24 protein-coding genes and 10 pseudogenes are annotated in these 24,420 nt (G+C 37.3%); 25 read left to right on the forward strand and 9 right to left on the reverse strand.

Annotated elements, in window-relative coordinates:
• Positions 1-36: 36 nt before the first annotated feature.
• The 3 genes and pseudogenes from NYE22_RS08165 to NYE22_RS08175 form a co-directional block, all read left to right on the forward strand.
• Positions 37-222, forward strand: a pseudogene (locus tag NYE22_RS08165) (tautomerase family protein); the annotation flags it as partial.
• 286 nt (positions 223-508) lie between these two features.
• Entirely contained in the window at positions 509-1,456 is a 948-nt protein-coding gene (gene czcD, locus NYE22_RS08170; protein ID WP_021480165.1) for a CDF family zinc transporter CzcD, read from the forward strand.
• 87 nt (positions 1,457-1,543) lie between these two features.
• Complete coding sequence (locus tag NYE22_RS08175; RefSeq protein WP_029318140.1) at positions 1,544-2,581, forward strand: NAD(P)/FAD-dependent oxidoreductase; 1,038 nt, start codon at positions 1,544-1,546, stop codon at positions 2,579-2,581.
• Positions 2,582-2,700: 119 nt separating this feature from the next.
• Here NYE22_RS08175 and czcR read toward each other — a convergent pair whose 3' ends face one another.
• Positions 2,701-3,567, reverse strand: coding sequence for a LysR family transcriptional regulator CzcR (czcR, locus tag NYE22_RS08180; RefSeq protein WP_032726237.1), 867 nt, complete (start codon positions 3,565-3,567; stop codon positions 2,701-2,703).
• A 125-nt stretch (positions 3,568-3,692) separates the two neighbouring features.
• On the opposite strand from czcR, the gene NYE22_RS08185 reads away from it, so the two are divergent.
• From NYE22_RS08185 to NYE22_RS08195, 3 genes are all read left to right on the forward strand, one after another.
• A complete protein-coding gene (locus NYE22_RS08185; protein ID WP_213419129.1) occupies positions 3,693-4,658 on the forward strand; it encodes a DMT family transporter in 966 nt (321 codons plus the stop codon).
• A gap of 17 nt (positions 4,659-4,675) precedes the next feature.
• Positions 4,676-4,819: a YrzO family protein gene (locus NYE22_RS08190; protein ID WP_017697705.1), complete on the forward strand. Its 144-nt coding sequence runs from the start codon at positions 4,676-4,678 to the stop codon at positions 4,817-4,819.
• 280 nt (positions 4,820-5,099) lie between these two features.
• Positions 5,100-6,404 (forward strand): hemolysin family protein, encoded by a 1,305-nt coding sequence (locus tag NYE22_RS08195; RefSeq protein WP_041850102.1) that lies wholly within the window; start codon positions 5,100-5,102, stop codon positions 6,402-6,404.
• Positions 6,405-6,560: 156 nt separating this feature from the next.
• On the opposite strand, the gene bltD is transcribed toward NYE22_RS08195, so the two are convergent.
• Both bltD and blt read right to left on the reverse strand, forming a co-directional pair.
• Positions 6,561-7,019 carry a spermine/spermidine acetyltransferase gene (gene bltD / locus NYE22_RS08200; protein WP_041850101.1) on the reverse strand — a complete coding sequence of 153 codons (459 nt, stop codon included), beginning with the start codon at positions 7,017-7,019 and terminating at the stop codon, positions 6,561-6,563.
• A 199-nt stretch (positions 7,020-7,218) separates the two neighbouring features.
• The gene (blt, locus tag NYE22_RS08205; RefSeq protein WP_088467288.1) at positions 7,219-8,421 is read right to left on the reverse strand and encodes a multidrug efflux MFS transporter Blt; all 1,203 of its coding nucleotides are present in this window, start codon (positions 8,419-8,421) and stop codon (positions 7,219-7,221) included.
• 116 nt (positions 8,422-8,537) lie between these two features.
• Between blt and bltR the strand changes: the two genes are divergently transcribed.
• The 14 genes and pseudogenes from bltR to NYE22_RS08275 all read left to right on the forward strand — a co-directional run bounded on the left by bltR (position 8,538) and on the right by NYE22_RS08275 (position 17,220).
• Entirely contained in the window at positions 8,538-9,359 is an 822-nt protein-coding gene (gene bltR / locus NYE22_RS08210; RefSeq protein ID WP_041850099.1) for a multidrug efflux transcriptional regulator BltR, read from the forward strand.
• A gap of 64 nt (positions 9,360-9,423) precedes the next feature.
• A pseudogene (locus NYE22_RS08215) lies at positions 9,424-9,555 on the forward strand (hypothetical protein); the annotation flags it as partial.
• Positions 9,533-9,679 (forward strand): annotated as a pseudogene (locus NYE22_RS08220) (hypothetical protein). The pseudogenes NYE22_RS08215 and NYE22_RS08220, both read left to right, overlap by 23 nt.
• Positions 9,680-9,904: 225 nt before the next feature.
• Positions 9,905-10,465, forward strand: coding sequence for a cupin domain-containing protein (locus NYE22_RS08225; protein WP_342412438.1), 561 nt, complete (start codon positions 9,905-9,907; stop codon positions 10,463-10,465).
• A gap of 395 nt (positions 10,466-10,860) precedes the next feature.
• Positions 10,861-11,178 (forward strand): sulfurtransferase, encoded by a 318-nt coding sequence (locus NYE22_RS08230; protein ID WP_086344106.1) that lies wholly within the window; start codon positions 10,861-10,863, stop codon positions 11,176-11,178.
• 21 nt (positions 11,179-11,199) lie between these two features.
• The gene (locus tag NYE22_RS08235) at positions 11,200-11,460 is read left to right on the forward strand and encodes a metal-sensitive transcriptional regulator (RefSeq protein ID WP_003237170.1); all 261 of its coding nucleotides are present in this window, start codon (positions 11,200-11,202) and stop codon (positions 11,458-11,460) included.
• A gap of 146 nt (positions 11,461-11,606) precedes the next feature.
• Positions 11,607-12,089, forward strand: coding sequence for a DsrE/DsrF/DrsH-like family protein (locus NYE22_RS08240; protein ID WP_015251635.1), 483 nt, complete (start codon positions 11,607-11,609; stop codon positions 12,087-12,089).
• Between the two features lie 185 nt (positions 12,090-12,274).
• Positions 12,275-12,832 carry a sulfurtransferase TusA family protein gene (locus tag NYE22_RS08245; RefSeq protein ID WP_110109440.1) on the forward strand — a complete coding sequence of 186 codons (558 nt, stop codon included), beginning with the start codon at positions 12,275-12,277 and terminating at the stop codon, positions 12,830-12,832.
• Between the two features lie 20 nt (positions 12,833-12,852).
• A pseudogene (locus NYE22_RS08250) lies at positions 12,853-13,138 on the forward strand (DsrE/DsrF/DrsH-like family protein).
• 29 nt (positions 13,139-13,167) lie between these two features.
• Positions 13,168-14,302, forward strand: a pseudogene (locus NYE22_RS08255) (MBL fold metallo-hydrolase).
• Positions 14,303-14,335: 33 nt separating this feature from the next.
• Positions 14,336-14,563, forward strand: coding sequence for a sulfurtransferase TusA family protein (locus NYE22_RS08260; RefSeq protein ID WP_012116896.1), 228 nt, complete (start codon positions 14,336-14,338; stop codon positions 14,561-14,563).
• A gap of 59 nt (positions 14,564-14,622) precedes the next feature.
• Positions 14,623-15,399, forward strand: coding sequence for a sulfite exporter TauE/SafE family protein (locus tag NYE22_RS08265; protein WP_161986212.1), 777 nt, complete (start codon positions 14,623-14,625; stop codon positions 15,397-15,399).
• A 574-nt stretch (positions 15,400-15,973) separates the two neighbouring features.
• Positions 15,974-16,449 (forward strand): annotated as a pseudogene (locus tag NYE22_RS08270) (HXXEE domain-containing protein).
• A 246-nt stretch (positions 16,450-16,695) separates the two neighbouring features.
• The gene (locus tag NYE22_RS08275; RefSeq protein ID WP_003246192.1) at positions 16,696-17,220 is read left to right on the forward strand and encodes an NAD(P)H-dependent oxidoreductase; all 525 of its coding nucleotides are present in this window, start codon (positions 16,696-16,698) and stop codon (positions 17,218-17,220) included.
• 488 nt (positions 17,221-17,708) lie between these two features.
• Here NYE22_RS08275 and NYE22_RS08280 read toward each other — a convergent pair whose 3' ends face one another.
• The 3 genes from NYE22_RS08280 to NYE22_RS08290 form a co-directional block, all read right to left on the reverse strand.
• Positions 17,709-18,266 carry a GNAT family N-acetyltransferase gene (locus NYE22_RS08280; RefSeq protein ID WP_161986211.1) on the reverse strand — a complete coding sequence of 186 codons (558 nt, stop codon included), beginning with the start codon at positions 18,264-18,266 and terminating at the stop codon, positions 17,709-17,711.
• Positions 18,267-18,608: 342 nt separating this feature from the next.
• Positions 18,609-18,857: a hypothetical protein gene (locus NYE22_RS08285; protein ID WP_120028412.1), complete on the reverse strand. Its 249-nt coding sequence runs from the start codon at positions 18,855-18,857 to the stop codon at positions 18,609-18,611.
• Complete coding sequence (locus tag NYE22_RS08290) at positions 18,776-19,993, reverse strand: DUF418 domain-containing protein (RefSeq protein ID WP_342412439.1); 1,218 nt, start codon at positions 19,991-19,993, stop codon at positions 18,776-18,778. Before NYE22_RS08290 ends, NYE22_RS08285 begins: the two co-directional genes overlap by 82 nt.
• A gap of 266 nt (positions 19,994-20,259) precedes the next feature.
• On the opposite strand from NYE22_RS08290, the gene yrkP reads away from it, so the two are divergent.
• The 5 genes and pseudogenes from yrkP to NYE22_RS08315 form a co-directional block, all read left to right on the forward strand.
• On the forward strand, positions 20,260-20,955 hold the full coding sequence (yrkP, locus tag NYE22_RS08295) for a two-component response regulator YrkP (RefSeq protein ID WP_342412440.1): 696 nt from the start codon (positions 20,260-20,262) through the stop codon (positions 20,953-20,955).
• A complete protein-coding gene (yrkQ, locus tag NYE22_RS08300) occupies positions 20,942-22,240 on the forward strand; it encodes a two-component system sensor histidine kinase YrkQ (RefSeq protein WP_342412441.1) in 1,299 nt (432 codons plus the stop codon). The genes yrkP and yrkQ overlap by 14 nt, the downstream gene beginning before the upstream one ends.
• Positions 22,241-22,285: 45 nt before the next feature.
• Positions 22,286-22,702 carry a phosphate-starvation-inducible protein PsiE gene (gene psiE / locus NYE22_RS08305; protein ID WP_003246154.1) on the forward strand — a complete coding sequence of 139 codons (417 nt, stop codon included), beginning with the start codon at positions 22,286-22,288 and terminating at the stop codon, positions 22,700-22,702.
• Between the two features lie 568 nt (positions 22,703-23,270).
• Positions 23,271-23,360 (forward strand): annotated as a pseudogene (locus NYE22_RS08310) (hypothetical protein); the annotation flags it as partial.
• Positions 23,333-23,514, forward strand: a pseudogene (locus NYE22_RS08315) (recombinase family protein); the annotation flags it as partial. The pseudogenes NYE22_RS08310 and NYE22_RS08315, both read left to right, overlap by 28 nt.
• Here NYE22_RS08315 and NYE22_RS08320 read toward each other — a convergent pair.
• The 3 genes and pseudogenes from NYE22_RS08320 to NYE22_RS08330 all read right to left on the reverse strand — a co-directional run bounded on the left by NYE22_RS08320 (position 23,480) and on the right by NYE22_RS08330 (position 24,408).
• Positions 23,480-23,596, reverse strand: a complete 117-nt coding sequence (locus NYE22_RS08320; RefSeq protein ID WP_123373037.1) for a hypothetical protein — start codon at positions 23,594-23,596, stop codon at positions 23,480-23,482. The pseudogene NYE22_RS08315 and the gene NYE22_RS08320 sit on opposite strands and share 35 nt — an antisense overlap.
• Positions 23,596-23,988 (reverse strand): annotated as a pseudogene (locus NYE22_RS08325) (sigma-70 family RNA polymerase sigma factor); the annotation flags it as partial. The pseudogene NYE22_RS08325 and the gene NYE22_RS08320, both read right to left, overlap by 1 nt.
• 5 nt (positions 23,989-23,993) lie before the next feature.
• Positions 23,994-24,408, reverse strand: a pseudogene (locus NYE22_RS08330) (ImmA/IrrE family metallo-endopeptidase).
• Positions 24,409-24,420: the final 12 nt, after the last annotated feature.

Genomic DNA, 24,420 nt, shown 5'->3' on the forward strand with positions numbered 1-24,420 from the left:
TGCACGAAATTTTCTAAATTTGCCGGCTTAAGTTCACTTTCAGTTACAAGTAAATCCCGACCGGAAGAGAAGAAACAAAAATTTTACAGGCTGTTAGCCGAAAGACTGGAATCTGAGTGTGGTATCGCATCAACTGATTTAATTGTATCTATTGTTGAAAATGATAATGCTGACTGGAGTTTTGGACTTGGGGAGGCCCAATTTTTAACAGGTAAATTGTAGTTGAATACTACCCTCAAATGCTTGATTGAAGAAAAGGATAGAGAAACTAGGGTAGCGTAGCAAACCATGGGTTTGCTACGCTTTTTTATGTTTATAAGAGAATAATTAAGGAGGTATTGTGGATTTCTATAAAAATATTTTGACATTTCAGTAAAGAGTAGATATATTTATATATGAACACATGCTCATATATAAATATTATTTGCATCATGTTAGAATGCTTCATAACAGATTTGAAATAATAAATACATATGTATTAAAAACTTTAGTTAAGGAGGAGTTTTTTATGGGTCACAATCATAGTCACAATCATAATGAAGGAGCAAATAAAAAGGTTTTATTGATCTCTTTTATCATGATTACAGGTTATATGATTATAGAAGCTATAGGTGGATTTTTAACAAATAGTCTGGCGCTTTTATCTGATGCAGGCCATATGCTGAGTGATTCAATTTCATTAATGGTTGCCCTGATTGCTTTTACATTAGCTGAAAAAAAGGCAAATCACAATAAGACATTCGGCTATAAACGATTTGAGATTCTTGCAGCTGTGATAAACGGTGCTGCCTTAATTCTTATTTCTCTTTATATCATTTATGAAGCAATCGAACGCTTCTCTAATCCACCAGAAGTAGCAACAACCGGCATGCTTACAATTAGTATCATCGGGTTAGTTGTGAATCTATTGGTCGCTTGGATTATGATGAGTGGCGGAGATACAAAGAATAATCTGAATATAAGAGGAGCTTATTTACATGTAATAAGCGATATGCTCGGCTCTGTAGGTGCCATTTTAGCTGCCATACTTATCATCTTCTTTGGATGGGGCTGGGCAGATCCATTGGCTAGTATCATTGTGGCTATTCTTGTTCTAAGAAGCGGTTACAATGTGACTAAAGATTCCATTCACATCTTAATGGAAGGAACTCCAGAAAATATCGATGTCTCTGATATCATTCGTACAATTGAAGGGACAGAGGGAATTCAAAACATTCATGATTTACACATATGGTCTATCACAAGCGGATTGAATGCTCTTTCTTGCCATGCAGTTGTGGACGATCAACTGACCATTTCAGAAAGTGAAAATATTTTACGCAAAATTGAACATGAACTTGAGCATAAAGGCATTACGCACGTAACCATTCAAATGGAAACTGAAGCGCATAATCACGACAATGCGATCCTTTGTCAGCCCAAAATGGAGAAGCCGCGTGACCACCATCACCATTAAATTTTTTATCTAACTTTATAGTGAGGAGATCAACTAGCATTTTGCAGATTCTGTCTACTGACAATTTGAAATTGGCGGGGTGATAATGTGTACGACACTATCGTAATCGGGGCTGGTCAAGCAGGGATCTCGATAGGATATTATCTTAAGCAGTCCGATCAAAAGTTTATCATTTTGGATAAAAGTCATGAGGTGGGGGAGAGCTGGAAAGATCGGTATGACTCATTAGTTTTATTTACTTCTCGAATGTATAGCTCTTTGCCTGGAATGCATCTTGAAGGAGAAAAACATGGATTTCCTACAAAAAATGAAATTGTTGCTTATCTAAAGAAGTATGTTAAAAAATTTGAAATTCCAATCCAATTACGGACAGAAGTAATAAGTGTCCTAAAAATAAAGAATTATTTCTTAATAAAAACAAATCGGGAAGAATATCAAACGAAGAATCTTGTCATTGCTACAGGGCCTTTTCATACCCCTAGTATTCCATCAATATCAAAGGATTTAGCTGATCATATTAATCAACTACACTCATCACAATATAAGAATTCAAAACAATTGGCATATGGAAATGTACTAGTAGTTGGTGGTGGGAATAGTGGTGCTCAGATAGCTGTTGAATTATCCAAAGAAAGAGTTACATATTTAGCCTGTAGTAATAAACTAGTTTATTTCCCTTTAATGATCGGAAAAAGAAGCATCTTTTGGTGGTTTGATAAATTAGGAGTTTTACATGCAAGTCATACATCAATAGTAGGCAAATTCATTCAAAAGAAAGGTGATCCAGTATTTGGGCATGAATTAAAACATGCAATAAAACAGAAGGAGATCATCTTAAAAAAAAGAGTCATTGCCGCAAAGCAAAATGAAATCATTTTTAAAGATTCATCTACATTAGAAGTAAACAATATTATTTGGGCTACTGGTTTCAGGAATCCCTTATGTTGGATAAATATAAAAGGTGTTTTGGATCAAGAAGGTCGAATCATACATCATAGAGGTGTTTCACCTGTAGAAGGATTGTACTTTATAGGGTTGCCTTGGCAGCATAAGCGAGGTTCAGCGTTGCTTCAAGGCGTAGGAAATGATGCTGAATACATTGTAAAACAAATGAACGGTGGATAAACGAAGCAGAGCAGTAACTCACATGTTTACTGCTCTATTTTATTGTGAATAAGGGTAGCGAAGTGGAGATGCGCCTTCTCTTTTATTTAAGAAGTTAACATAGAAAGAGAAAAAGCTCTTTAAGACATACTCATATTTTTATGTTCAACAATGGTCTTAAGGAGGCTGCGCATTGAATTTGTCAGGTACGCATCTTTATGGCGTATAAAGATTGTTGAGATACAGCTATCTTTCTCAGGTAATGGGTGACAATAAACCTTACCTTGTGCAGCTAGATGCATAACAGCAGATTCCGGTACCACTGTTATACCGAGTCCAAGTGCAACACTATTTAAGATTGTCTCTAGGATGTTAAATTCCATCATTCTGTTTGGGAGCACACCTTCATCTTTGAGCCATTGTTCAAGCCTAGACCGATACCCGCACCCCTGATTAAAAACAAGAATCGGAGTCGTTGAAACATCCTCTATATTAAACGTTTTGTTACTGGTTACTAGAGTAAGTTTTTCAGTATAAACATCATACTGTTCTAGAATAGAATGTTTCAAAGGGCCTGAAATAAAAGCTCCGTCTAATTCGTGATTCATGACCTTTTTAATAAGTTCCTCTGTTAGACCAGCCTGCAATGATAAATCCACATTAGGATACTTTTTATAATAGGAGGCTATGATGGTCGGCAGTATCCTCACTGTTTCCACTGTACCGATTTTTAATATTCCAGATGGTATTTCAGTATCTAGAAAGACCTGCTCCAGTTCTTCAACATCTTTCAAAATTTTGTTAACGTATTCAATCATTTTTCGGCCCTCTGGGCTTAGTGAAACCCCTTTTTTATGGCGATTGAAAAGAGGTGTTTTGAGCTCATTCTCTAATTGCTTAATCCGCGCAGTTACATTAGATTGTACATAATTTAACTCTTTTGCAGCACCGGTAATACTCTTGTGATGGGCTACGCATTTGAAAATTTGTAAGTCTCGCAGTTCCATGAAGATCCCCCCTTCATTAAAGTATCATTATCAATGATGTTTTTCATCACTTTTGTTCATTTTACTTGATGCTTACTTCTTTTTATAATTCTCATTGTAATTTTTAAGAAAAGGAGGGGAATTCAATGAAAAAAAGTCAATTATTCATTGGTGCCCTTACATGTTTAGTGGCAAGTATGTCTTGGGGCGCGATGTTTCCAGTTGCAGATCATGCATTAGAATTTATTGATCCGTTTTATTTTTCATTTATTCGCTACGGTGTGGTAACAATTATGTTAGTGATTTTATTATTAGTGAGAGAAGGAAAAAAATCATTTCATTTAGAGGGTAAAGCAAAATGGATCATTTTATTTGGGGTGATGGCGTTTACTGTATACAATGTTCTTATTTTTTTAGGTCAAAGGTTGATGGGGAAGTCTGGAATTATGACAGCGTCCATTGCCGAGGCACTCATGCCGATGCTTTCAATTGTTATTCTATGGGGATATAAACATGTGAAACCTAAAAAATACACAATGATCAGTATATTGATTGCCTTTTTGGGGGCTTCGATGGTCATAACCAAAGGTAATATAAGTTTCTTTTTTTCATTATGGGATCATCTATTCTCGCTACTCTTTATATTCATTGGTGTTTTAGGATGGGTTGTCTACACAATGGGGGGACAGTTATTCCAAGAGTGGTCCACACTTCGTTATTCAACATTGACATGTTTATTCGGCACAGCTATAACAGGAATCATGACAGCTATACTTACCGCGCAAGGTTACGTGTCGGTACCGAGTATTAAAGTAGTTGCAGCAATTAAGTATGATTTTTTATTTATGATTACTTTACCAGGTATCATAGCCCTCCTTAGTTGGAACTATGGCATTAAAATCCTATCATCCATTAACGGGATTTTATTTATTAACTTTGTCCCCATCACTACATTGTTAATCATGGTGATCAAAGGATATAACATAACTGCTTTTGATATAGTAGGAACACTGTTTGTCATTATTGGACTCATTTTAAATAACATATATCAGCGTAAGGAAGATTATAAGCAGGTATTGCAAAAAGAAAAAACACATTTGACTATCACTTAGACGGTGGGGGATTTAAAATGTTTGAAGGTCTATTGTTTTTCATTTCAGCTGGAATTGTCTGTGAACTTGCTGCAATTAATAGAAATGGCCGCAAAAATATAAAGCAACAGGCGGAATTGATTCAAATTTTAAGAGAAAACCTTAATAAAGACATCAAATAAATTAAGACGGTTGGGTATTATTGAAACACACCAGAAAATTCAGGTGTGTTTTTATTTTGCTTTCTTTTTTAAGCCTTAAAACGTCACCAATCGTTAGTTGAATACTATGGGAACCACTCTCCATACGGAAAAAGATGATTATTTACATCATTCAGAGTTGATTTTAGGTTCTTTTGAACTTATAATGTTATATATATTGTTTTTTGTTTATTCAGAAAAAAAGGTTAGAAAAATAAATATTTATATCGGAGGTGTACGCCTTACTAGGTAAGGCAAATCATTGACAACCATTAACCTTATAATCTTTACTATATTAATTGTCTTAACAGCATTTTTTGTTGCGACTGAATTTGCGATAGTAAAGATCAGGTCATCAAAAATTGACCAACTCATATTAGAGGGAAAAAAAGGTGCCGTATCAGCCAAAAAGGTCATTACTCATTTGGACGAGTATTTGTCAGCTTGTCAATTAGGGATCACGGTTACAGCGTTGGGAATTGGCTGGGTTGGAGAATCGACTTTTGAAGTGATTTTGCACCCCTTATTTGCTCATTTTCATGTAAGTGAAACAGTCTCACATGTATTGATCTTAGTGATTGCTTTTGTGATTGCGACTTTTTTGCACGTTGTAGTTGGAGAACTTGCTCCTAAAACACTCGCTATCCAAAAAGCGGAAACCATCACTCTTTTGACTGCAAAGCCAATTATTTGGTTTTACCGCATCCTGTTCCCTTTTATATGGTTTTTAAATGGTTCAGCCCGGTTTATAGTAGGACTCTTCGGTTTGAAACCTGCATCAGAACATGAACTTGCTCATTCTGAAGAAGAACTGCGCATCTTACTGTCTGAAAGCTATAAGAGCGGTGAAATCAATAAAAATGAGTTGAAATATGTAAATAATATTTTTGAATTTGATGAAAGAATTGCCAAAGAAATTATGATTCCGAGAAGAGAGATCGTAGCGATTTCTAGTGAGGATTCTTATGAAACTATTGTTAAGACCATTAAGACAGAGAGTTATACAAGGTACCCAGTCCTAAATGGAGATAAAGATTCAATCATTGGTTTTATCAATGCTAAAGAATTCTTGTCAGCTTATATTGACACAGACCAGAAGATAAAAGAGGATTTCAAGTTAGAAAATCATATCACTCCTGTTATCCATGTTATTGAATCCGTTCCAATTCATGATTTATTGGTAAAAATGCAAAAAGAGCGAACACATATCGCTATTCTTGTGGATGAATATGGCGGCACTTCAGGTTTAGTCACTGTTGAAGATATTCTTGAAGAAATTGTTGGGGAAATCAGAGATGAATTTGATGAAGATGAAGTGCCTGATATTAGAAAAGTAAATGATAATCACTTTATCTTAGATTCGAAAGTGCTCATTGAGGATGTAAATGATTTATTGGGAACGACGTTAGCAAGTGACGAAGTGGATACGATAGGCGGCTGGTTTATGACTCAACAAATAGACGCTGCAGTTGGATCCGTTATAGAAGCCGATGGGTATATTTTTAAAGTGCACAAAACAGTTGGCCGGCATATTAATTATTTAGAAATTGTCCGGAAAAAAGAATAACATCTGGATAAAGCACATGAGATTTTGACTAATAAGATGCTTAAAGCCTGAGATGAAATTTTCATCCAGGCTTTTTTAAACAATGATCTTGCAGTTTAAGCAGGTAATCATTATCGAAGTTCAAACGTTTCTCAGCAAACAAGGAGGCTTGGATATCTATAGCTCTTTTACCATTACCTTCTCACCATTAAAGTCGAGTTCACCATTAAATCGAAAACCAAACCTTTGATAAAGGCGTATAGCATGAATATTATTTTCAAATATACTTAAATAAATTCTCTTGCATTTATATAGCTCAGCAAGGTGCTGAATGAGGGCTTTAAGCATTTTCTTCCCTAATCCTTTTCCCTGATAGCGTTCGTCAATAAAAAATCGGTCAAGCCAGACTCGTCCGTTTTTATTATCTTCATCATACTCGGGAAACAATCCATACATTGCAAAACCGACTAGATCTCCATCATAGTAAAGCCCGACAGGTTTATAATAGTGACATTCTTTTGCATCCTCTAAACATACTTTTGTAGATTCAATATATGATAATTGATTCTGGCTGACATGCAGATCAAGAATTGCAGCACGATTATCATCAGTTACTGCTTTTATGTTTATACTCATACTACATTCTCCTTTTTTCTTATCCCGGTTAGGCTGCGGCTTAAGGTGATGGCAGATGAAATCCTGATATTGCTAAAACTCAGCATAAACTATTTTCACATCAAGCAACATGTAGCCTATCAAATTAAGTACCTTTTCTTATTGTGCCTAACCAGAGGCATTCCCTGCATCCAAATGACTTGACTTTATAGAAAATGAATTAATTCAAAGCTGCAGCATCATTCTTTTTTTCTTTCCAAACCATTGTAAGACCAAGGCCGACAATCATAACGAAACCTGCAAAAAGGAAAGGATAATGAATGTTAAGATCAAATAGTATACCGCCTAAAGCAGGTCCAAATATATTTCCCAGGCTGGTGTATGTGGAGTTCATGCCTGCTACGAAACCCTGCTGGTTACCGGCCATATTGGATAAATGAGCGGTTAAGGCCGGACGTAGCAAATCGAACGCTAGAAAAATAAAACAAGTTACAAGCAAAACAGTTAAAAATCCTGACATAACAGTAGACACGAAAGCCAAGATCGCACCGGTTATTAAGCACAGCTGAATCATTCTTTTCTCTCCAAGTTTGTTGACCAATTTCCCGAATAGTAAAACTTGAATAACTACCGCAACAATGGAGCTAATCGTAATAATGGCTGCAATATCTTTTGGTGTGAAGCCAAATTTATGATCAGAAAACAAGCTGAATACCGTTTCATAAGCTGATAAACCAAAAGCCATTACAAAGACGATAATAAATGCAATGAAATAGACAGGATGAATGGATCTCTTCAAGTCTTTAATAAAATTTGATTCCTTTGTATGAGATGAGAGTTGATGGCGTTCTTCTGTCGACAATGACTCTTTTAGTATAAAAACGGAAGTGACAGCTGCTATTAACGCGATGGCGGAGGCGAAGAAAAACGGCATGCGGATGCCAAAGCCGGCAATAAATCCTCCCGCACCAGGCCCAATAATAAAGCCGGTGCTAATTGCAGCAGAAACATACCCCATAGCCTTTGACCTTTCCTTTAGGGTTGTAATATCAGCTACATATGCTGTTACCGCGGGCATGATAAAAGCCGCACTTACACCACCCAATATCCTCGAGAAATAAAATATTGAAACATGGGTCCCTAATCCGAAAATCAACTCAGATAAACTGAATATAAGCAACCCGAGAATAATCATTTTTTTTCTCCCGAAACGGTCAACCCACCTACCTGCAAAAGGTGAAGTAATTAACTGAGAAATGGCAAAAGCCGCAACAAGATAACCCATTGTGCTGCCGGATAAATGCATGATTTTCATAAAAGAAGGCATAACTGGAATGATTAAACCGATACCAAGAAATGCTACGAAGATGTTGCTTAATAGTATAATGAATATCGTTTTTTGCTCATTTATTGATTTTTTCATCTGAATTCCCCTTTTACTCAATTGAACCCTTTTTACCTATCCTTTTCGCTTGAAGCTTTTTTCAAGTACAATCAAATCATAAGGTATATGGTTACCGTATAGTCAAGGAGGTTTTTATGAGCGAAGATGTTAAGAAGTATTTCACAACAGGGGAGTTTTCGAAGCTCTGCCGTGTAAAAAAACAAACCTTATTTCATTATGATGAGATTGGTCTTTTCTCGCCGGAAATAAAAAAAGAAAATGGGTATAGATATTATTCCTATCATCAATTTGAGATTTTTCAAGTCATCACTCTATTTAAAGAGCTTGGGGTTCCATTAAAAGAAATAAAATGTCTAATAAAAGGAAAAACACCAGACAAGATCCTGCATGTTCTAAAAGAAAAGTCTATTGAGATTGATAAAAAAATAAATGAGCTTAAGCAGTTGCAAACGATCTTACAAACAAAAGTGACGCTTACAGAACAAGCACTTGAGACTGATTTTTCCTCAATTTCTTTTGAATATTTAAATGAAGAAACATTCATGTTAAGCCGAAAAACATTAAACTTACCGGAACGAAAATATGTGGCAGCCATTTCAGAACTCATTCATGAAGTTCAGCAATATGAATTAGATGAAGGATATCCGATAGGCGGAATCTTTGCACGGGAACAAATCTTAGAAAAAGACTTCTACAATTACAGTTACTTTTATATAAAAGTAAAAGATGGGGCAGAGAACATAAATTATCATGTACGGCCAAAAGGCCTGTATGCAGTTGGATATGAAATAGGCGGAAATACTGAAGAGGCATACCGGAGAATCATTGAGTTCATTGAAAGAAATGGAATGCAAATAGGGGAAAATGCATATGAGGAATATATGCTGGATGAGATGGTAGTTGACGGGTATGAAAATACATATGCCAAAATCCTCCTTCAAGTTAAAGAGGTGTAAGATTACGAGATTTTCATATGGAAAAATTGTTTCTGTTGTGTGCCCAAAAAGAATATAAACTGGTTTACTAAAAACGAGCCCACATACAGGTGACGGTACAAACGGCACTGGGAACCGCAAGTCTATCGGCGTTGAAATATGCTATAAGGCTTCAGGAGGCGCTAAATACTACGCTGCTGAAAAGCTGGCCATCAAGGCGCATCCAAAGAGATAAATCTTAAAGAGCTGGGATAGGGGGGGGGACAAACAACAGAATTCCGTATACTCTGTTGTTGTGCTATGTAAATGTTCAAAAGCCATTTAGGATCGTCGACCTTTGATAATCCATCATATAAAGGTGTCATTCGATGTCTTGTTAACAAAGGCTAGTGAAATTCAACATCCAGAAAACGATTACAAGGTCGGTGATAAATTATTCATCCGTGAATCAAACGGTGATCGAACATTCATTTTTGTGTTTAATCTGAATTTTCTTGATTTAGCACACTCCCTTAATAAATGCATAGGATACTATCACAAAAATTTATAATTGTGGGGATCAAAAAATGTACTATAACCCTTTTTCGCCTCAATGTTATTATTATGTGACTGTACCGATGTATAATGATGGAAGATCTGTTTATTGGACTATTCCAAATGAGATGGAGAACGTACACAGAGGTGCCGATTTGCGCTCTTCATATGAAGATAGAAACCTTCTTTTGAAGGATTATGGACCAAAACCATTTGTTGTAAATATCAATAGAGCCACAAAACAAAACAATACGTTCCGTACTGCTTTATGGACAGGAAAGCATTTTCAAGTTACTTTGATGAGTCTTGGTATTGGAGAAAACATTGGTTTGGAAATCCATCCTAACGTTGACCAGTTCTTACGGATTGAGCAGGGGCGTGGGATCGTCAAAATGGGAAAGAGCAAAGGTCATTTGAACTTTCAAAGAAATGTTTATGATGATTCTGCCATTGTTGTACCTGCCGGCACTTGGCATAACGTGATGAATACAGGTAATACGCCATTAAAACTTTACTCCATTTATGCTCCTCCTAACCATCCATTTGGTACAGTTCATAAAACCAAAGCAGATGCAGTGGCTGCGGAAGATTAGCATAGTTATTCGCAGATTTCTGAGTAATTGGAGTCACATCCAGCATGAAACATGGGGAACCAGTACCTAAGAATTGTTTTTATGCAAGTGAAACCCAATGTAATATCCAAGCAGTCTTGTGCTAATTTAAAAAGTAATTGATAAAATAAAGTCGATTTAAAATAAAATCGGCTTATTTCTTTATTCGAGTTACTTTTAGCAGAATTGGCATTATCGAAATGTAAGTATTTTTTCAATCCGCGGATATTGGAATGAATCTATCAGCTCAAAGTAAGTAACTTTCACACTTGACTATATACCTGAGGGGGTATATTATAGTTTTGTGAATAACAAAGAGTTAATAAGGTGGTGTAAGTAGTATCAATTATTTAGTTATTGCATTCCTGCTTATTTTTGTGATTATCATTGCAACGTATAGACGTTATTATCCTATAACCGGAATCTCTTGTATCCATAAAGATAAATTAAAGGCTATAGACATGACAATATTAGATATTCGCCATTATAACGATGTACCCAATTTTTCGGATGATATTATTTTAAACATCCCATATGCGTATCTAAAACGTTTTTATTTAGAGATTCCACGTGATAAAATACACATAATAGCTCGTGATCGGGTGGAATTAAATTTAGGAGTGCGTTTTCTAAAGCGCAAAGGTATCCATGTAAACAGTTATGAACTGGCAACATGTAAATGTAAAAATAAATGAAAGAAAGGATTTCATTGATATATGGAGTATGATCAAAAGATTAAAAACCGCTTACGACGGATTGAAGGACAAATTAAAGGTGTATTGACTATGATGGAACAAGGAAAAGATTGTAGAGAGGTTGTGACCCAATTAGCAGCTTCCCGTAATGCGATCGATCGAGCGATGGGTTTAATTGTGAGCACAAACCTTGAACATTGTGTTCGTGAAAGTTTAGAAAAAGGCGAAGACACACAAAATTTAGTAAAAGAAGCAGTTGACTTATTGGTAAAGAGCCGATAAAAATTCATCAACCTAAGGTTGACGAATTTTTATATGCGTCATATTATACCCCTACCGGTATTTAAAGAGTTGAATAATAGCAGATCTTTCGAAAAAATTTTTTGACTTTAATATACCCGAGGGGGTAATTAGTTAGGAGAATAAACATGACAGAACAAACAAAACGCACAACAATTGTTTTATTTAGCGGGGATTATGATAAAGCAATGGCAGCCTATATTATTGCAAATGGTGCAGCTGCCTACGATCATGAAGTGACGATCTTCCATACTTTTTGGGGATTAAACGCTTTACGTAAAGAAGAGCTGATTCCAGTGAAAAAAGGATTTCTTGAAAAAATGTTTGGAAAGATGATGCCTCGTGGTGCTGATAAGATGGGTTTATCTAAAATGAACTTTGCAGGTATGGGCCCTAAAATGATTAAAAATGTGATGAAAAAGCATAATGCACTTCCTTTGCCTCAGTTGATTGAGATGGCTCAAGAACAGGGGGTAAAGCTCGTAGCTTGTACGATGACAATGGATCTTCTTGGTTTACAGGAAAAAGAACTATTAGATGATATTGACTATGCTGGTGTAGCAGCTTATTTGGCAGATGCTGAGGAAGGCAGTGTCAACTTATTTATCTAATGTTACTCATTTACTCATTGCTAAGCGGAAGGAGAAGTTTAAAGGGAAGTAAAAATATTGAAGAAACAAGGATTTAAAAAGATCACAAATATAAAAGGGGCATGAATACATGGTATTAACTTCTAGTGAGAAACTTTTTGTATATTTATATACCCCCACCCCTATATGAGAAAAGGAGGAAAAAAATGATGAAAGCAACTATTGTACTAGACGCTAAAGGTTTGGCGTGTCCAATGCCTATCGTAAAAACGAAGAAGAGAATGAAGGATTTAAAAGCTGGTGAAGTATTGGAAATTCATGCGACAGATAAAGGTTCTACAGCAGATCTGGAAGCATGGGCAAAAAGTACAGGCCATGAATATCTAGGTACTGAAGCAGAGGGAGAAATACTTCGTCATTTTCTTCGAAAAGGAGGAGAGCATTCATCAGAAAATGCATCTTCAATTCCTGAGATTTCATTAGAAGCTTTCAAACAGAAAGTAGATAGTGACGAGTCTCTTAACATTTTAGATGTTAGAGAGATAGAGGAATATGAAAAAGCTCATATCCCTGGAGTTGTGCATATCCCTCTTGGTGAAGTGGAAAAGCGCTCTGACGAATTAAACAAAAATGATGAAATTTATATTATCTGCCATTCGGGAAGAAGGAGTGAAATGGCGGCCCGCACCATGAAGAAACAAGGTTTTAAAAAGGTTATTAATGTTGTCCCCGGTATGCGGGATTGGACAGGTAAAACCGAATAAATAAAAAGCATGATGAACAGATGAGTACAAGAGTAGCGATTATTGCGGCAAATGGCGGTCTGTTTGATGCTTATAAAGTCTGTAATATTGCGACAAGGAAAAGAACATGTCGCAGAAGGTTGTAAGAAAGCAAATGTGCCTTCTATTCCTAAACTGATTGAAATGGGAGTTGCATGATTTGGTTGTCAAATAACGATGGACGTTATGGGTTTAACAAAAGATGATTTTATGGAAGGAATCGAAGTAGGCGGGGCTGTTACCTTATTAGATTTTACTAAAGATGCTGATGTATCCTTAACATTTTAGTCCCGCTAAAAGATTCGATATAGGAGGTATTGAAACATGACCGTAAAGGCAATGACCCCAAAAGAAGTGACAAAAAAAATCTTTAACAAAGAACCTTTATTTATTTTGGATGTGCGTAATGAAAATGATTTTAACGATTGGAAGATAGAAGGGCATGACTTTGACCATTTGAATGTTCCTTATTTTGATCTTTTAGATGGCGTAGAAGATATCTTGGAGAAAATTCCTTCTGATAAAGAAGTGCTGGTCGTTTGCGCAAAAGAAGGTTCATCCGTCATGGTATCCGAAATGCTTTCTGAAGCAGGTCATTCTGTATCCTACCTTAAGGGTGGAATGAAAGCATGGAGCGAACATTTAGAGCCGGTAAAAGTCGGGGATTTAAAAGATGGCGGTGAGATGTATCAGTTTGTTCGAATCGGTAAAGGCTGCTTGTCATACATGGTCATTTCCAATGGTGAAGCAGCAATTATTGATGCGACACGTATGGTAGATTTCTTTATGGATTTTGCGAAGGAGAAGGGTGCAACGATTACTCACGTATTTGATACACATCTTCACGCGGACCATATTTCAGGCGGCAGAGTCATTGCTGAAAAAACAAAAGCAACCTACTGGTTACCGCCTAAAGATGCTGAAGAAGTGGTATTCGATTATCAGCCGTTGGAAGAAGGAAATGACATGATCATTGGAAATACAAAGATTAAAATTCAACCGATTTATTCTCCGGGGCACACGATTGGGTCCACTTCTTTCATTGTCGATGATCTGTATCTTCTTTCAGGTGATATTTTGTTTATTGATTCAATTGGCAGACCAGACTTAGCCGGTATGGCAGAAGATTGGGTAGGAGATTTAAGAAAAACGCTTTATAGCCGTTACAAAGCGTTATCAAAGGATTTAATTGTATTACCAGCACACTTTATGATCATTGACGAGCTAAATGAGGATGGAAGTGTTGGTAAAAAACTAAGTACATTATTTAGCGAGAACCATGGTTTGAACATTGCGGATGAAACAGAATTTAGACACCTAGTAACAGATCATTTGCCTCCGCAACCAAATGCATACCAAGAGATTCGAGAAACAAACATGGGGAAAATCAGCCCAGATGAAGAAAAACAGCGTGAAATGGAGATTGGCCCAAACCGCTGTGCAATACGGTAACACAAGTTTCTATTAAAAAGAGGAGAGATGAACATGAAATCAGATAAAGTATTAGACGCAAAAGGCCTGGCATGCCCAATGCCAATCGTCAGGACAAAAAAAGCGATGAATGAACTGGAATCAGGTCAAATATTAGAAGTGCATGCAACAGATAAGGGAGCTAAAAGTGATCTTGCAGCTTGGTCTAAATCAGGCGGGCATGACCTTTTAGAGCAAACTGATGAAGGTGATGTATTGAAATTCTGGATTAAAAAAGGCTAATAATGTGAAAGGGTATCGAATAAAAAGATACCCTTTTCCTTTGAAAGGAGGAAACCAAAGTGGATATTGCCTTTATCACAACTCTTTTCATTATAGGGTTTATTGGTGCCTTTATTTCCGGAATGATTGGTATTGGCGGAGCAGTTATTAATTATCCAATGCTATTGTACATTCCTTCTTTAGTGGGAGTGATGTCATTAACTGCCCATGAAGTTTCAGGGATAGGGGCTATTCAAGTTTTCTTTGCGACACTCGGCGGTGTTTGGGCTTATCGTAAGAGTGGTCTTCTAAATAAAGCATTAATTATCTACATGGGAAGCAGCATCCTTTTAGGGAGTGTATTGGGGAGTTACTTTTCTCATTACATATCTGAAAAAGGAATTAACTTTATATACGGAATTCTGGCTATTTTAGCAGTTATTTTAATGTTGATACCTAAAAAAGGACAAGAACATAGCGAAGACAAAGAAGTGATATTTAATAAATGGTTGGCTTCTTCCTTAGCGTTTATCATTGGTGGCGTATCAGGTATTTTAGGAGCTGGCGGCGCCTTTATCCTAGTCCCCATTATGTTATCGATTTTAAATATTCCTGTTAGAGTCACAGTCGCTTCATCTCTTGCGATTACATTTCTTTCATCCATTGGCGCAACAGTTGGAAAAGTAATCACGGGCCAGGTTCTTTTTGTACCAGCTCTGGTTCTTATGATTACTAGTTTAATAGCTTCTCCTATTGGCGCATCAGTTGGGCAAAAAGCAAATACAAAATTCCTGCAATGGATTTTAGCGCTATTAATAAGTGCGACAGCTATTAAAATTTGGTTAGAGCTCCTTTGATATGAGCCAGCGGGTAAAATGAAAGATTAAAAGATTCATCACTCGTTGGTTTCTTATTAATGTTATGACACTTGGCCGCGTTCAATAAATATTTCAAGTGTTTGATGAAATTCATTTTGATAATGGTGACTTGGACAAGTCTTGACTATAGTACCATGAAATGCATTTGACTTAGTGGTGTCCAGTGTTGTTTTGCATTAAGACAGCATTCATAAAATAAAAGAGACCATAACTTAATCTTTGATCACCTTTTTTTTTAATCCTGATTGGTTTAAGGGGTATGGTATGTGATGGGTATAATAAGTCAATATAAATTAGGTCTATTTTGTGCCCAAAATAAATAGAGGGACTCGAACTAAAAAGAGGATGCCAAACTATATAGGTATCTTTGTTTGCTTTAGAGTTATTATATTTGAATATGACATGCCACGTAACAACACGTTATTGCACATATAATTAAGAAGCAACTACTAAGGCAGATTCTTCTCTCTTTTAACACCATATCCAATCAGCCTCAAATGTAATATAATGTTGCCAAACCATATTGGTTGTGGCACCGAGGAGGAAATGATAGGTGGTTTATTTCGTAGCATTTTTTTGTTTTGCTATTACACTTCATAATATTGAGGAAGCTATTTGGTTACCTGAGTGGTCACAACAATCTTCAAAGTTTCAAAAGCCAGTAACTTCAAATGAATTTCATTTTGCTGTCATTGTTATAACTATGTTGGCTTATTTATCTGCATTTGGTTTTTATATATGCCAGAATCAGATATTGCAAAATGGATTTTCATTGGCTTTCTAGGTTCTATGGTTATCAACGCTATTTTTCCACATCTTATCGCAACTGTTGTAATGAAAAAGTATGCACCTGGACTTCTTACGGGCTTATTGCTTAACATTCCAGTAAACTCATTAGTTATTTATCAAATGTTTTTAAAGAATTTGATTGTATGGAAGGAGTTAATAATATCTACGTTGGTTGTAGGAATTATTTTATTAGCACTTATTCCATTATTATTTAAAGTTGGTGATAAAGTATCTCCTTAATGAGTTTAAATTGGTAAGGATTGAGGAAAAAGGTGGAAATTTTCTGAATGAGGGATTATTCTGTTATATCGGATTTCTACAAAACAATGTCTTAAGTCATCGTTGATTTTGGTGCCCAATTAGTTGCCCTGAATTCATGAAAAAGGATAAAATAGGTGTAAATAAAAATGCTATTTTAAAATTAGAATCAATTCATTATCGTAAAAGCAATAATAACTAATTGGCAAAGAAAGGATAATCAGTCTAATGAAAACATTAGTTATCGTTATACATCCTAACTTGGAAACGTCTGTTGTCAACAAAACCTGGATGAATCGTTTAAAGCAAGAGAAAGACATTACGGTTCATGACCTGTACGGTGAATACCCTAATTTTATCATTGATGTAGAAAAAGAGCAGCAGCTCCTGTTAGATCATGAGCGTATCGTTTTTCAGTTCCCAATGTATTGGTACAGCAGTCCCGCGTTACTCAAACAATGGGAAGATGATGTGTTAACACATGGCTGGGCTTATGGAACTGGAGGAACTAAATTGCATGGAAAAGAACTACTCTTAGCTATCTCTTTAGGCGCACAGGAATCTGATTATCAAGCAGGCGGAGAATATAATATCACGATCAGCGAGCTTATCAGACCGTTTCAAGTCACTGCTAACTATATAGGAATGCGTTTTCTTCCTGCGTTTACACAATATGGGACACTTCATCTTTCAAAAGAAGATGTTAAGAACAGTGCGGAGAGATTGGTTGACTATCTTAAAGCCGAGCATTAATCCGGTATTCGCGAGGGAAGCTGAAACAAATGATGTGTTATGAAAATAAGGGTTTGTGACAGATTTTCATAAACTTAATTTCAAAGTTACATCGAATACTTAATTCAGGGGGGGCATAGTGCGAGGGCTTAAAATTAATTAAAGCAGGGCAATGAGTACGTATTTCTTAATGAAATGTAGAGTTCCTTGGTCTCTAATAGGTACCCGATTTGTGTCCAGAATTCTGAAAAATGATGAAAATAAGTATAAATAAAGTAAACATATGCTTTGAATAAAAGCTTTTGTAACTCATGATATGTTTTTACTGTTGAGGGACTAGTGGGCGTGGTATATGTCAGAAAAGAAACCGATGATTCAAAGGTGTTTTGACCCCTGTTTATGAGACAGGGATCAAAACACCTTTTAAACATCATTATTACCTTCCTCTGATAATGAAATATAAAAAAGTTACCAGCAACTCTCTGTGGCATCTCGCCGTGTTCAATTGTTTAGTCCTTTTTTTTCATAATCTTTACAAATCTGAAAAAGTCATCATCATTCAGTAGGGGCTTGTCATCTTCACGTCCATTGCGATGCATATGCGGATCAGAGTGATGTTCATTGTAGAACTCTACGATATGAAATCCACACTTATTCACATAGAAGTTGATATTTCGCTTTTCGAAATAAGGTGTCACGGTTTCCCAAAGCACAGTATCCGGATACTGTGCTTCAATGGCTTTCCAAGCAGAAAGACCAATCCCTTGGCTGTGATATTCTGGAGATACATAGAATAAATCTAGCGAATTATGATTTGTTTGGCTGTTGATACGTACTACTGCACCACCGACATTCTTACCATCCTGAAGAATATGATATACCACTGCTCCGGGAACATTGAAAGACTCCTGAACATCATTGTCCGATGGAATCGGCCCATCTTCGCAATCACCGAACGTTTCAATCACGGCGATCGCAAAGGCTTCTTGTAATTTTTTTTGGAATTCTGGCAGATCAGATTCCTTTGCTAGTTCCAGAATAACTTTTGGTTCATTTTTAGTTTTCATGATTGTTCACTCCCTCAGTTGCTAAAATATAGAGTTCAGTCGTTCAGTAAAACATTCGAGATGCCCTGCGAGGTCTTTTCACAAAATGTGATTCCGTCGCTCTTTCTTCCGCGGTAAATTTGGCGTTAAAATACTTCAAAAGCTTTCTCCTGTCTTTTAGTATGATTCTTTTTCTTTGTTTCATTGGAAAACAAGCTGCATGTAACCCTAATTTACTATTGTTCACTACCGTATTAAGTGTCGTAGGCGGGATTTGTCATCATTCTCGAATTTTCCTGCGAAAAGTTACAAAAATAGTCGAATGGGGCGCCTTTGACTATGAACATGCGTAAAAGATTCAATTTAGATTCGATCATGAGCAATGCACATTGGGTAAACTCTGGTGGATTTATTAGCCCAAAGAAGCCTAAATGATATAATAATAACTAGTCCATATATCAAATCTGTCCGTTTAATGCCCGCTTCATTCAACAACACTAATTTGAAGTCATGCAATCTGTGCAAGGGGGTTATTTCTGAATAGATTTTTCCGAATGCAGCGGAGTTGCTTTGGGACTCCCGTTTACTTTGCCGTACGTCAGCTTGCGCCATACTAATTCCATCGGACCGTACCTAAACCGTTTCAACCACAATGTACTAAAGCTCATAAGCACGAAGTACACGGCCAGAATGAACATGAACGTGCCGGCGGATTGAATATGATCCGCAAGCCCGAATCCGTACCTGAGGAACAGAACTGTTCCAATGATAGAGTGAAGCAGATAACAGGTCAATGACATCCGTCCGACTTTGGTGAATATCATCATAGGGCCTCGCAGCTGAGGAACGTATAGAAACAGCATTGCAAAAGTGCTCATATAAAACATACTTCCGGTTAAGCCGCCATTTTGACCCAAGACAGAGGAAATGTCCTTCCACAGCATATTCTCAGAAAGATTAAACATGTCTAGTAATATACTGCTTTGTGTTATGAGAAAAGCGATTGTGCTAATGATCCAGATACGCTTCCATATAGGCTTTTTCGCTTCCATGTCTTTGAAAAATTCCATCTTAACAAAGTACACGCCCAGCAGAAACATGAGAAACATGGAATAGATCATAGAGAAAGAGCCGGCAGCCATCGTGACCATATCTGTCCACCGAGTGCTGATGGATTCCATGTAGGTAAGGCTGCTGTGGCTAAACAAAGTAAACTCTGAAAAATTCGGTTTTTTTGACCCAGCAGTATTGATGACATTGTACAACATTGTGAAAACAGGAGTCAGGAATTGAAACACGATAAGTGCGATAATCCATCTAAGCACCGTTTTGGCCGTGCGTTTATAGAAGGCGAGTAAAAGGAAGCCACTTACGACGTAAAAGGCCAATATGTCACCGACCCAAACAAATGTGATGTGCAAAATGCCAAATCCCAACAGGATAGATAACCTGCGGGCAAACAGCTTGTTGGGACTCTCTACCTTCTGCGCGGCTCGATCCATAAAGATCATAAACCCGACTCCGAACAGGAAGGAGAATAACGTAACGAATTTCCCTTCGGCAAACCAGGAAACCAGCTTATGCAGTACGTCATCGGAGGCCATTTCGAATCCCTTTACTGAATCTACGATCAGAAAATAATTGACAATAATAATGCCAAGCAAGGCAAATCCTCGTACGATGTCCAGAAAATGAACCCGTTCCCGCAGACTCACCGGTTGCCCGCGTCCTTCTTTTTGTACAATCATATCAATACTCCTTTCCCATTTATCACGGCAATGTGTAGTGCGGATCTTAAAAACTTGAGCCTTACAATGGATAAATATAAAGACCGAATCTTAACAATTTATGAAGAGTCATCATTTTTTTAGAAAATGTGACAAATTTGTGGCGAGCATCAGCTTTCATAAATTGTTAAGATTTACGTAGTATCTTATAACGTACTTATTACTATGAACGATATATAGTAAGGACACACGAGAAATAACAACAAGAATCATGAGGTGAGAGAGACATGGCCTATCGAATATTAGTCGTAGAGGATGATGAGGATATTGGTGATCTTTTGGAGGAATCCCTTACACGTGCAGGTTACGATGTGCTAAGAGCCAAGGATGGAAAGCGAGCATTGCAACTTGTGAATGACTCGCTTGATTTGGTTATTTTGGATATTATGATGCCAGGCATTTCGGGAATTGAAACATGTCAGCACATCAGGAAATCCTCTAACGTCCCGATTCTGTTTCTGACGGCCAGATCGAGTACACTCGATAAAACTGAGGGATTACTCGCCGGCGGCGATGATTATATGACTAAACCATTCTCGGAAGAGGAACTTCACGCTAGAGTGATTGCTCAATTACGCAGATATACTATCTATCAGGAAAAGAAGGAACAGGAAGAAACATTTCTTATCGGGGGCAAACTAAGAGTGAGCGAAGAATTTAATGAGGTGTGGAAAGAGGAGAAGCAAATCAAGTTGTCAGATCTGGAGTATCGTATCCTGAAACTACTGATGAGCAAACGCAACAAAATATTTTCTGCCCAAAATATATATGAGAGTGTGTGGGGACAGCCTTACTTTTACTGTTCCAACAATACGGTGATGGTGCATATACGGAAGCTGCGCTCCAAAATTGAGGATGATCCGGCACGTCCGGTTTATATAAAAACTGAATGGGGAAGAGGATATCGATTTGGCGCATCTTAAATTTACGTTAACCAAAAAACTGGCTTTGCTGATAATGGTTGCTGCGATTGTGAGTGGTGTGATCTTTCTGACGTTGCAAAAGATCACAGATGATCTGATCGAGGGATATCTGAGTTCGGAAGAGTATTATCACAAGGAGTCAGCAAGATACATTCAAAAATTCAGCAAGTACGTTTCAGAAAATGAGTTGTCTACATCAGATAGAAAAGCGTTTGGCAAGTGGGTCAAAAAAGAAAATTACATTAACCTCACCATATTCAAGGATCAGGAGCTGCAATATGATTCTATTTATTCCGAATCGGATTATGGAAAGGAAAAGCTGACTCAGTACGCTCAAAATCATTCACATCCTGTCAAGTTTAGCGATGGTGAAGGACGAGTCATTATCGACGGTTTCTACTCTTCCCGATATTATGATCTGGCCTTTGCATTGGATTTGCTCGGGGCAACCCTCATCTTTTTAATCATTGTTCTCTTCGGAATTCGCCAAAGTCTTCGCTACCTTAAAACGATTCACCAAGAGATTCATATTCTTGAAGGGGGCGAACTGGACTACGAGATGACGATAAAAGGGCATGATGAATTAGCGATGATTGCAAAGAGCATTGAGGATCTGCGGAAAGCTTTCCTGGATAAACTTAAAGCTATCGAGGAATTGCAAGCTGAGAGCCGCAGCCTGGTTACCGAAATGTCGCACGATATGCGCACACCGCTGACGTCGCTGATCATGAATCTGGAGTTTGCCAAAAAAGAGGGAGGCGAAGCGGGTGCCAGCAAAGATCGGTATGTAGCCAATGCTTATGGTAAAGCACTGCAATTAAAAAGCTTGTCTGACAATCTGTTTGCGTATTTCCTGCTGGACAAGGAATATGAGGCCGATCTGGAGACCGTTGCAGTGAAAGAAGTGATCTACGATCTAATATCAGATCAGATTGCTATCCTTCATCAGGAGCATTTTCGGGTCCATATTTCAGGCGAGCTGCCGGAAACCTATATTAACGTGAATTTGGAGGAGCTTGGTCGTGTATTTGATAATGTGATGTCAAACTTATTGAAATACGCAGATCCGGAAGAAAAAATCAGCATCACGTTTGTATCGGATCAAGAGATATTTGAGATCCATGTTAGCAATACGATTAAACTTGCAGATATAACACCGGAAAGCAACGGACTCGGTGAAAGAAGCATTGCGCGACTGATGTCCCGCATGCAGGGACAGTTTCACAGTATACAAAAGAATTCTAAGTACTACATTGTGCTACGATTTTGGAACACCAAGATGTAGGCTGAGAATAAAAACCACGAATATATTGAAATAGGAGACAACATGATGAGATTTTCTAACAAATTCAAAAAGGTGCCTTACCTGTTACAAGCGCTTCTCAACGTCTGTCTGTTCTTTCTGGCGTTAGCCTTAAGCGCACTTCTGATCAGCGAGACTTGGTACATTGTGCTATTCGTATACAAGTCACTGTTCAACAAAGTGGACAGCTATTATGAGATGCTTGGAGAACTGCTTATATTCTTCATGTACTTTGAGTTCATTGCTTTAATTATCAAATACTTCAAATCAGACTTTCATTTTCCGCTTCGCTACTTCATTTATATTGGCATCACAGCTGTCATTCGTTTGATTATCATCGATCATGATCAGGCGATCTCAACGTTCTGGTGGGCGATGGCCATTCTTGCAATGATTTGTGGATTCTTTATTGCCAATAGACGAAATTCTGTTGTTGAACATTAATAAATTAGTTCGCATTATGCCGATACGCCGCCGAAATGTCCTAATTGTGAAAGGGAAATGGTACAGATTTTTATAAGTCTATCTGTTTAATGTCAGCAGAAATCTGTAGTGGATCAAATTGAATCGTGGTTGTAAGTGGATATCTGAATGTATTTATTGGCTACTTTAACAGACATGTCCCGATGAAATAGCATTAACTGTCTGGAGATGAAAATCGCTCTTTATTTTACAAGGAAGAGGTTAAAATTCTTAATAAATAAGATGAAAAAGTTAGGATGGACGTTTATTGGTTTTTTTTAACCATTTTTTACCATAATTGATATAAACGTATAGAAATGATAACAAATGAATATAGAGTGTGTAATGAAAATAAGCTTTCATAACCAATGAGCTAGATTTACTATATTGAGGGCCCAGTGATATAGAAAACAGATCGATGGTTCAAACCATCGGTTTTTTTATTTGTTTTCATACTCATTGAAAATCACCTCATTAGGACAAACAGGTATTACGCAGCATTACCCAAGGGGTGATGCATTTTATGGAGGTAATAATCATCGAGGGACCGCATAGGCAGGAGATCCAGGGTGATAGCAATATACCGAGGAACAAGCGATCAAGGGATCGAGCATCGACAGCCAGTTCGAGGCCTGTATAAAGAAAGCAGGGACTAAGGATGTGCTGAAGTATGCCGATGAAGGATTTTCTGGGGAGCTTTTAGAACGTCCGGCTTTGAATGCTTGAGAGAGGATGCAAGCAAGGGACTTATAGGTCAAGTTATTTGTTACGATCCTGCCTGTCTTTCTCGGAGAGCTTATCAGCGATGAAAAAAATGATTTTCATAACTCTTTCAAATAGAGAAAGCCGGAATATGAGATCCGGCCTCTTCTGCATTATTTCCCCTTCGCCTTCTTCCGCTTTTCCTTCTCTGCCCGATAAAACTCATGAAACATCTTCATCAGCGCCCGCTTTTCTATCCGCGATACATAGCTGCGTGAGATACCGAGTTCTTTGGCAATCTCTCGCTGCGTTTTTTCCTTCTTCAAATCAAGTCCAAATCGCCCGACAATCACTTCCTTCTCACGGTCATCTAAAATGTCAATGTATTGTTTCACTTTTTCAAGCTCCATATTGAGCTGGATCGTATCTATCACGTCTTCGTTTTCTGATTTCAAAACGTCAATCAGGCTTATTTCATTCCCTTCCTTATCCTGCCCGATCGGATCGTGAAGGGAGACGTCTTTTTTTGTTTTTTTCAATGCGCGCAAATGCATGAGGATTTCATTATTCATTACAAAAGGGGGGTGCACAGATTTCCCGTAACTGTTTGATTAAATAAAGGTTGAGTCAGCTTCCTGTAATAAATGCTCAAACGTTTCTTCGCAAACGAAGGGGATACCTTAAATAACCAAGCTATATTTTCAATTGCATGTGATTGTATGTACGAAAGATTAATATTACGCAACATGAAAGTTGGAATGCAAAAGTGATATGTAAAATAATTGGACTGCCACTCTAAATAATCTGTCCAAGTTGCAGGCATTGTTTTTTTATCGCCTTCATGTCTATATATATGGCAAAATTCATGAGCGAAATCATACTATCGTTCAATTCGGTTTTTTCGGCTGTCCAAGCATATGTTATAAATTCCGCTGTCTGTATAAGTTTTCAATCCAATCCTCTAAATGACTGTTTGTATACCTCAAGATGAAAAACCT

It is taken from the genome of Bacillus sp. FSL K6-1560, assembly GCF_038592935.1.
GTDB lineage: Bacteria > Bacillota > Bacilli > Bacillales > Bacillaceae > Bacillus > Bacillus subtilis.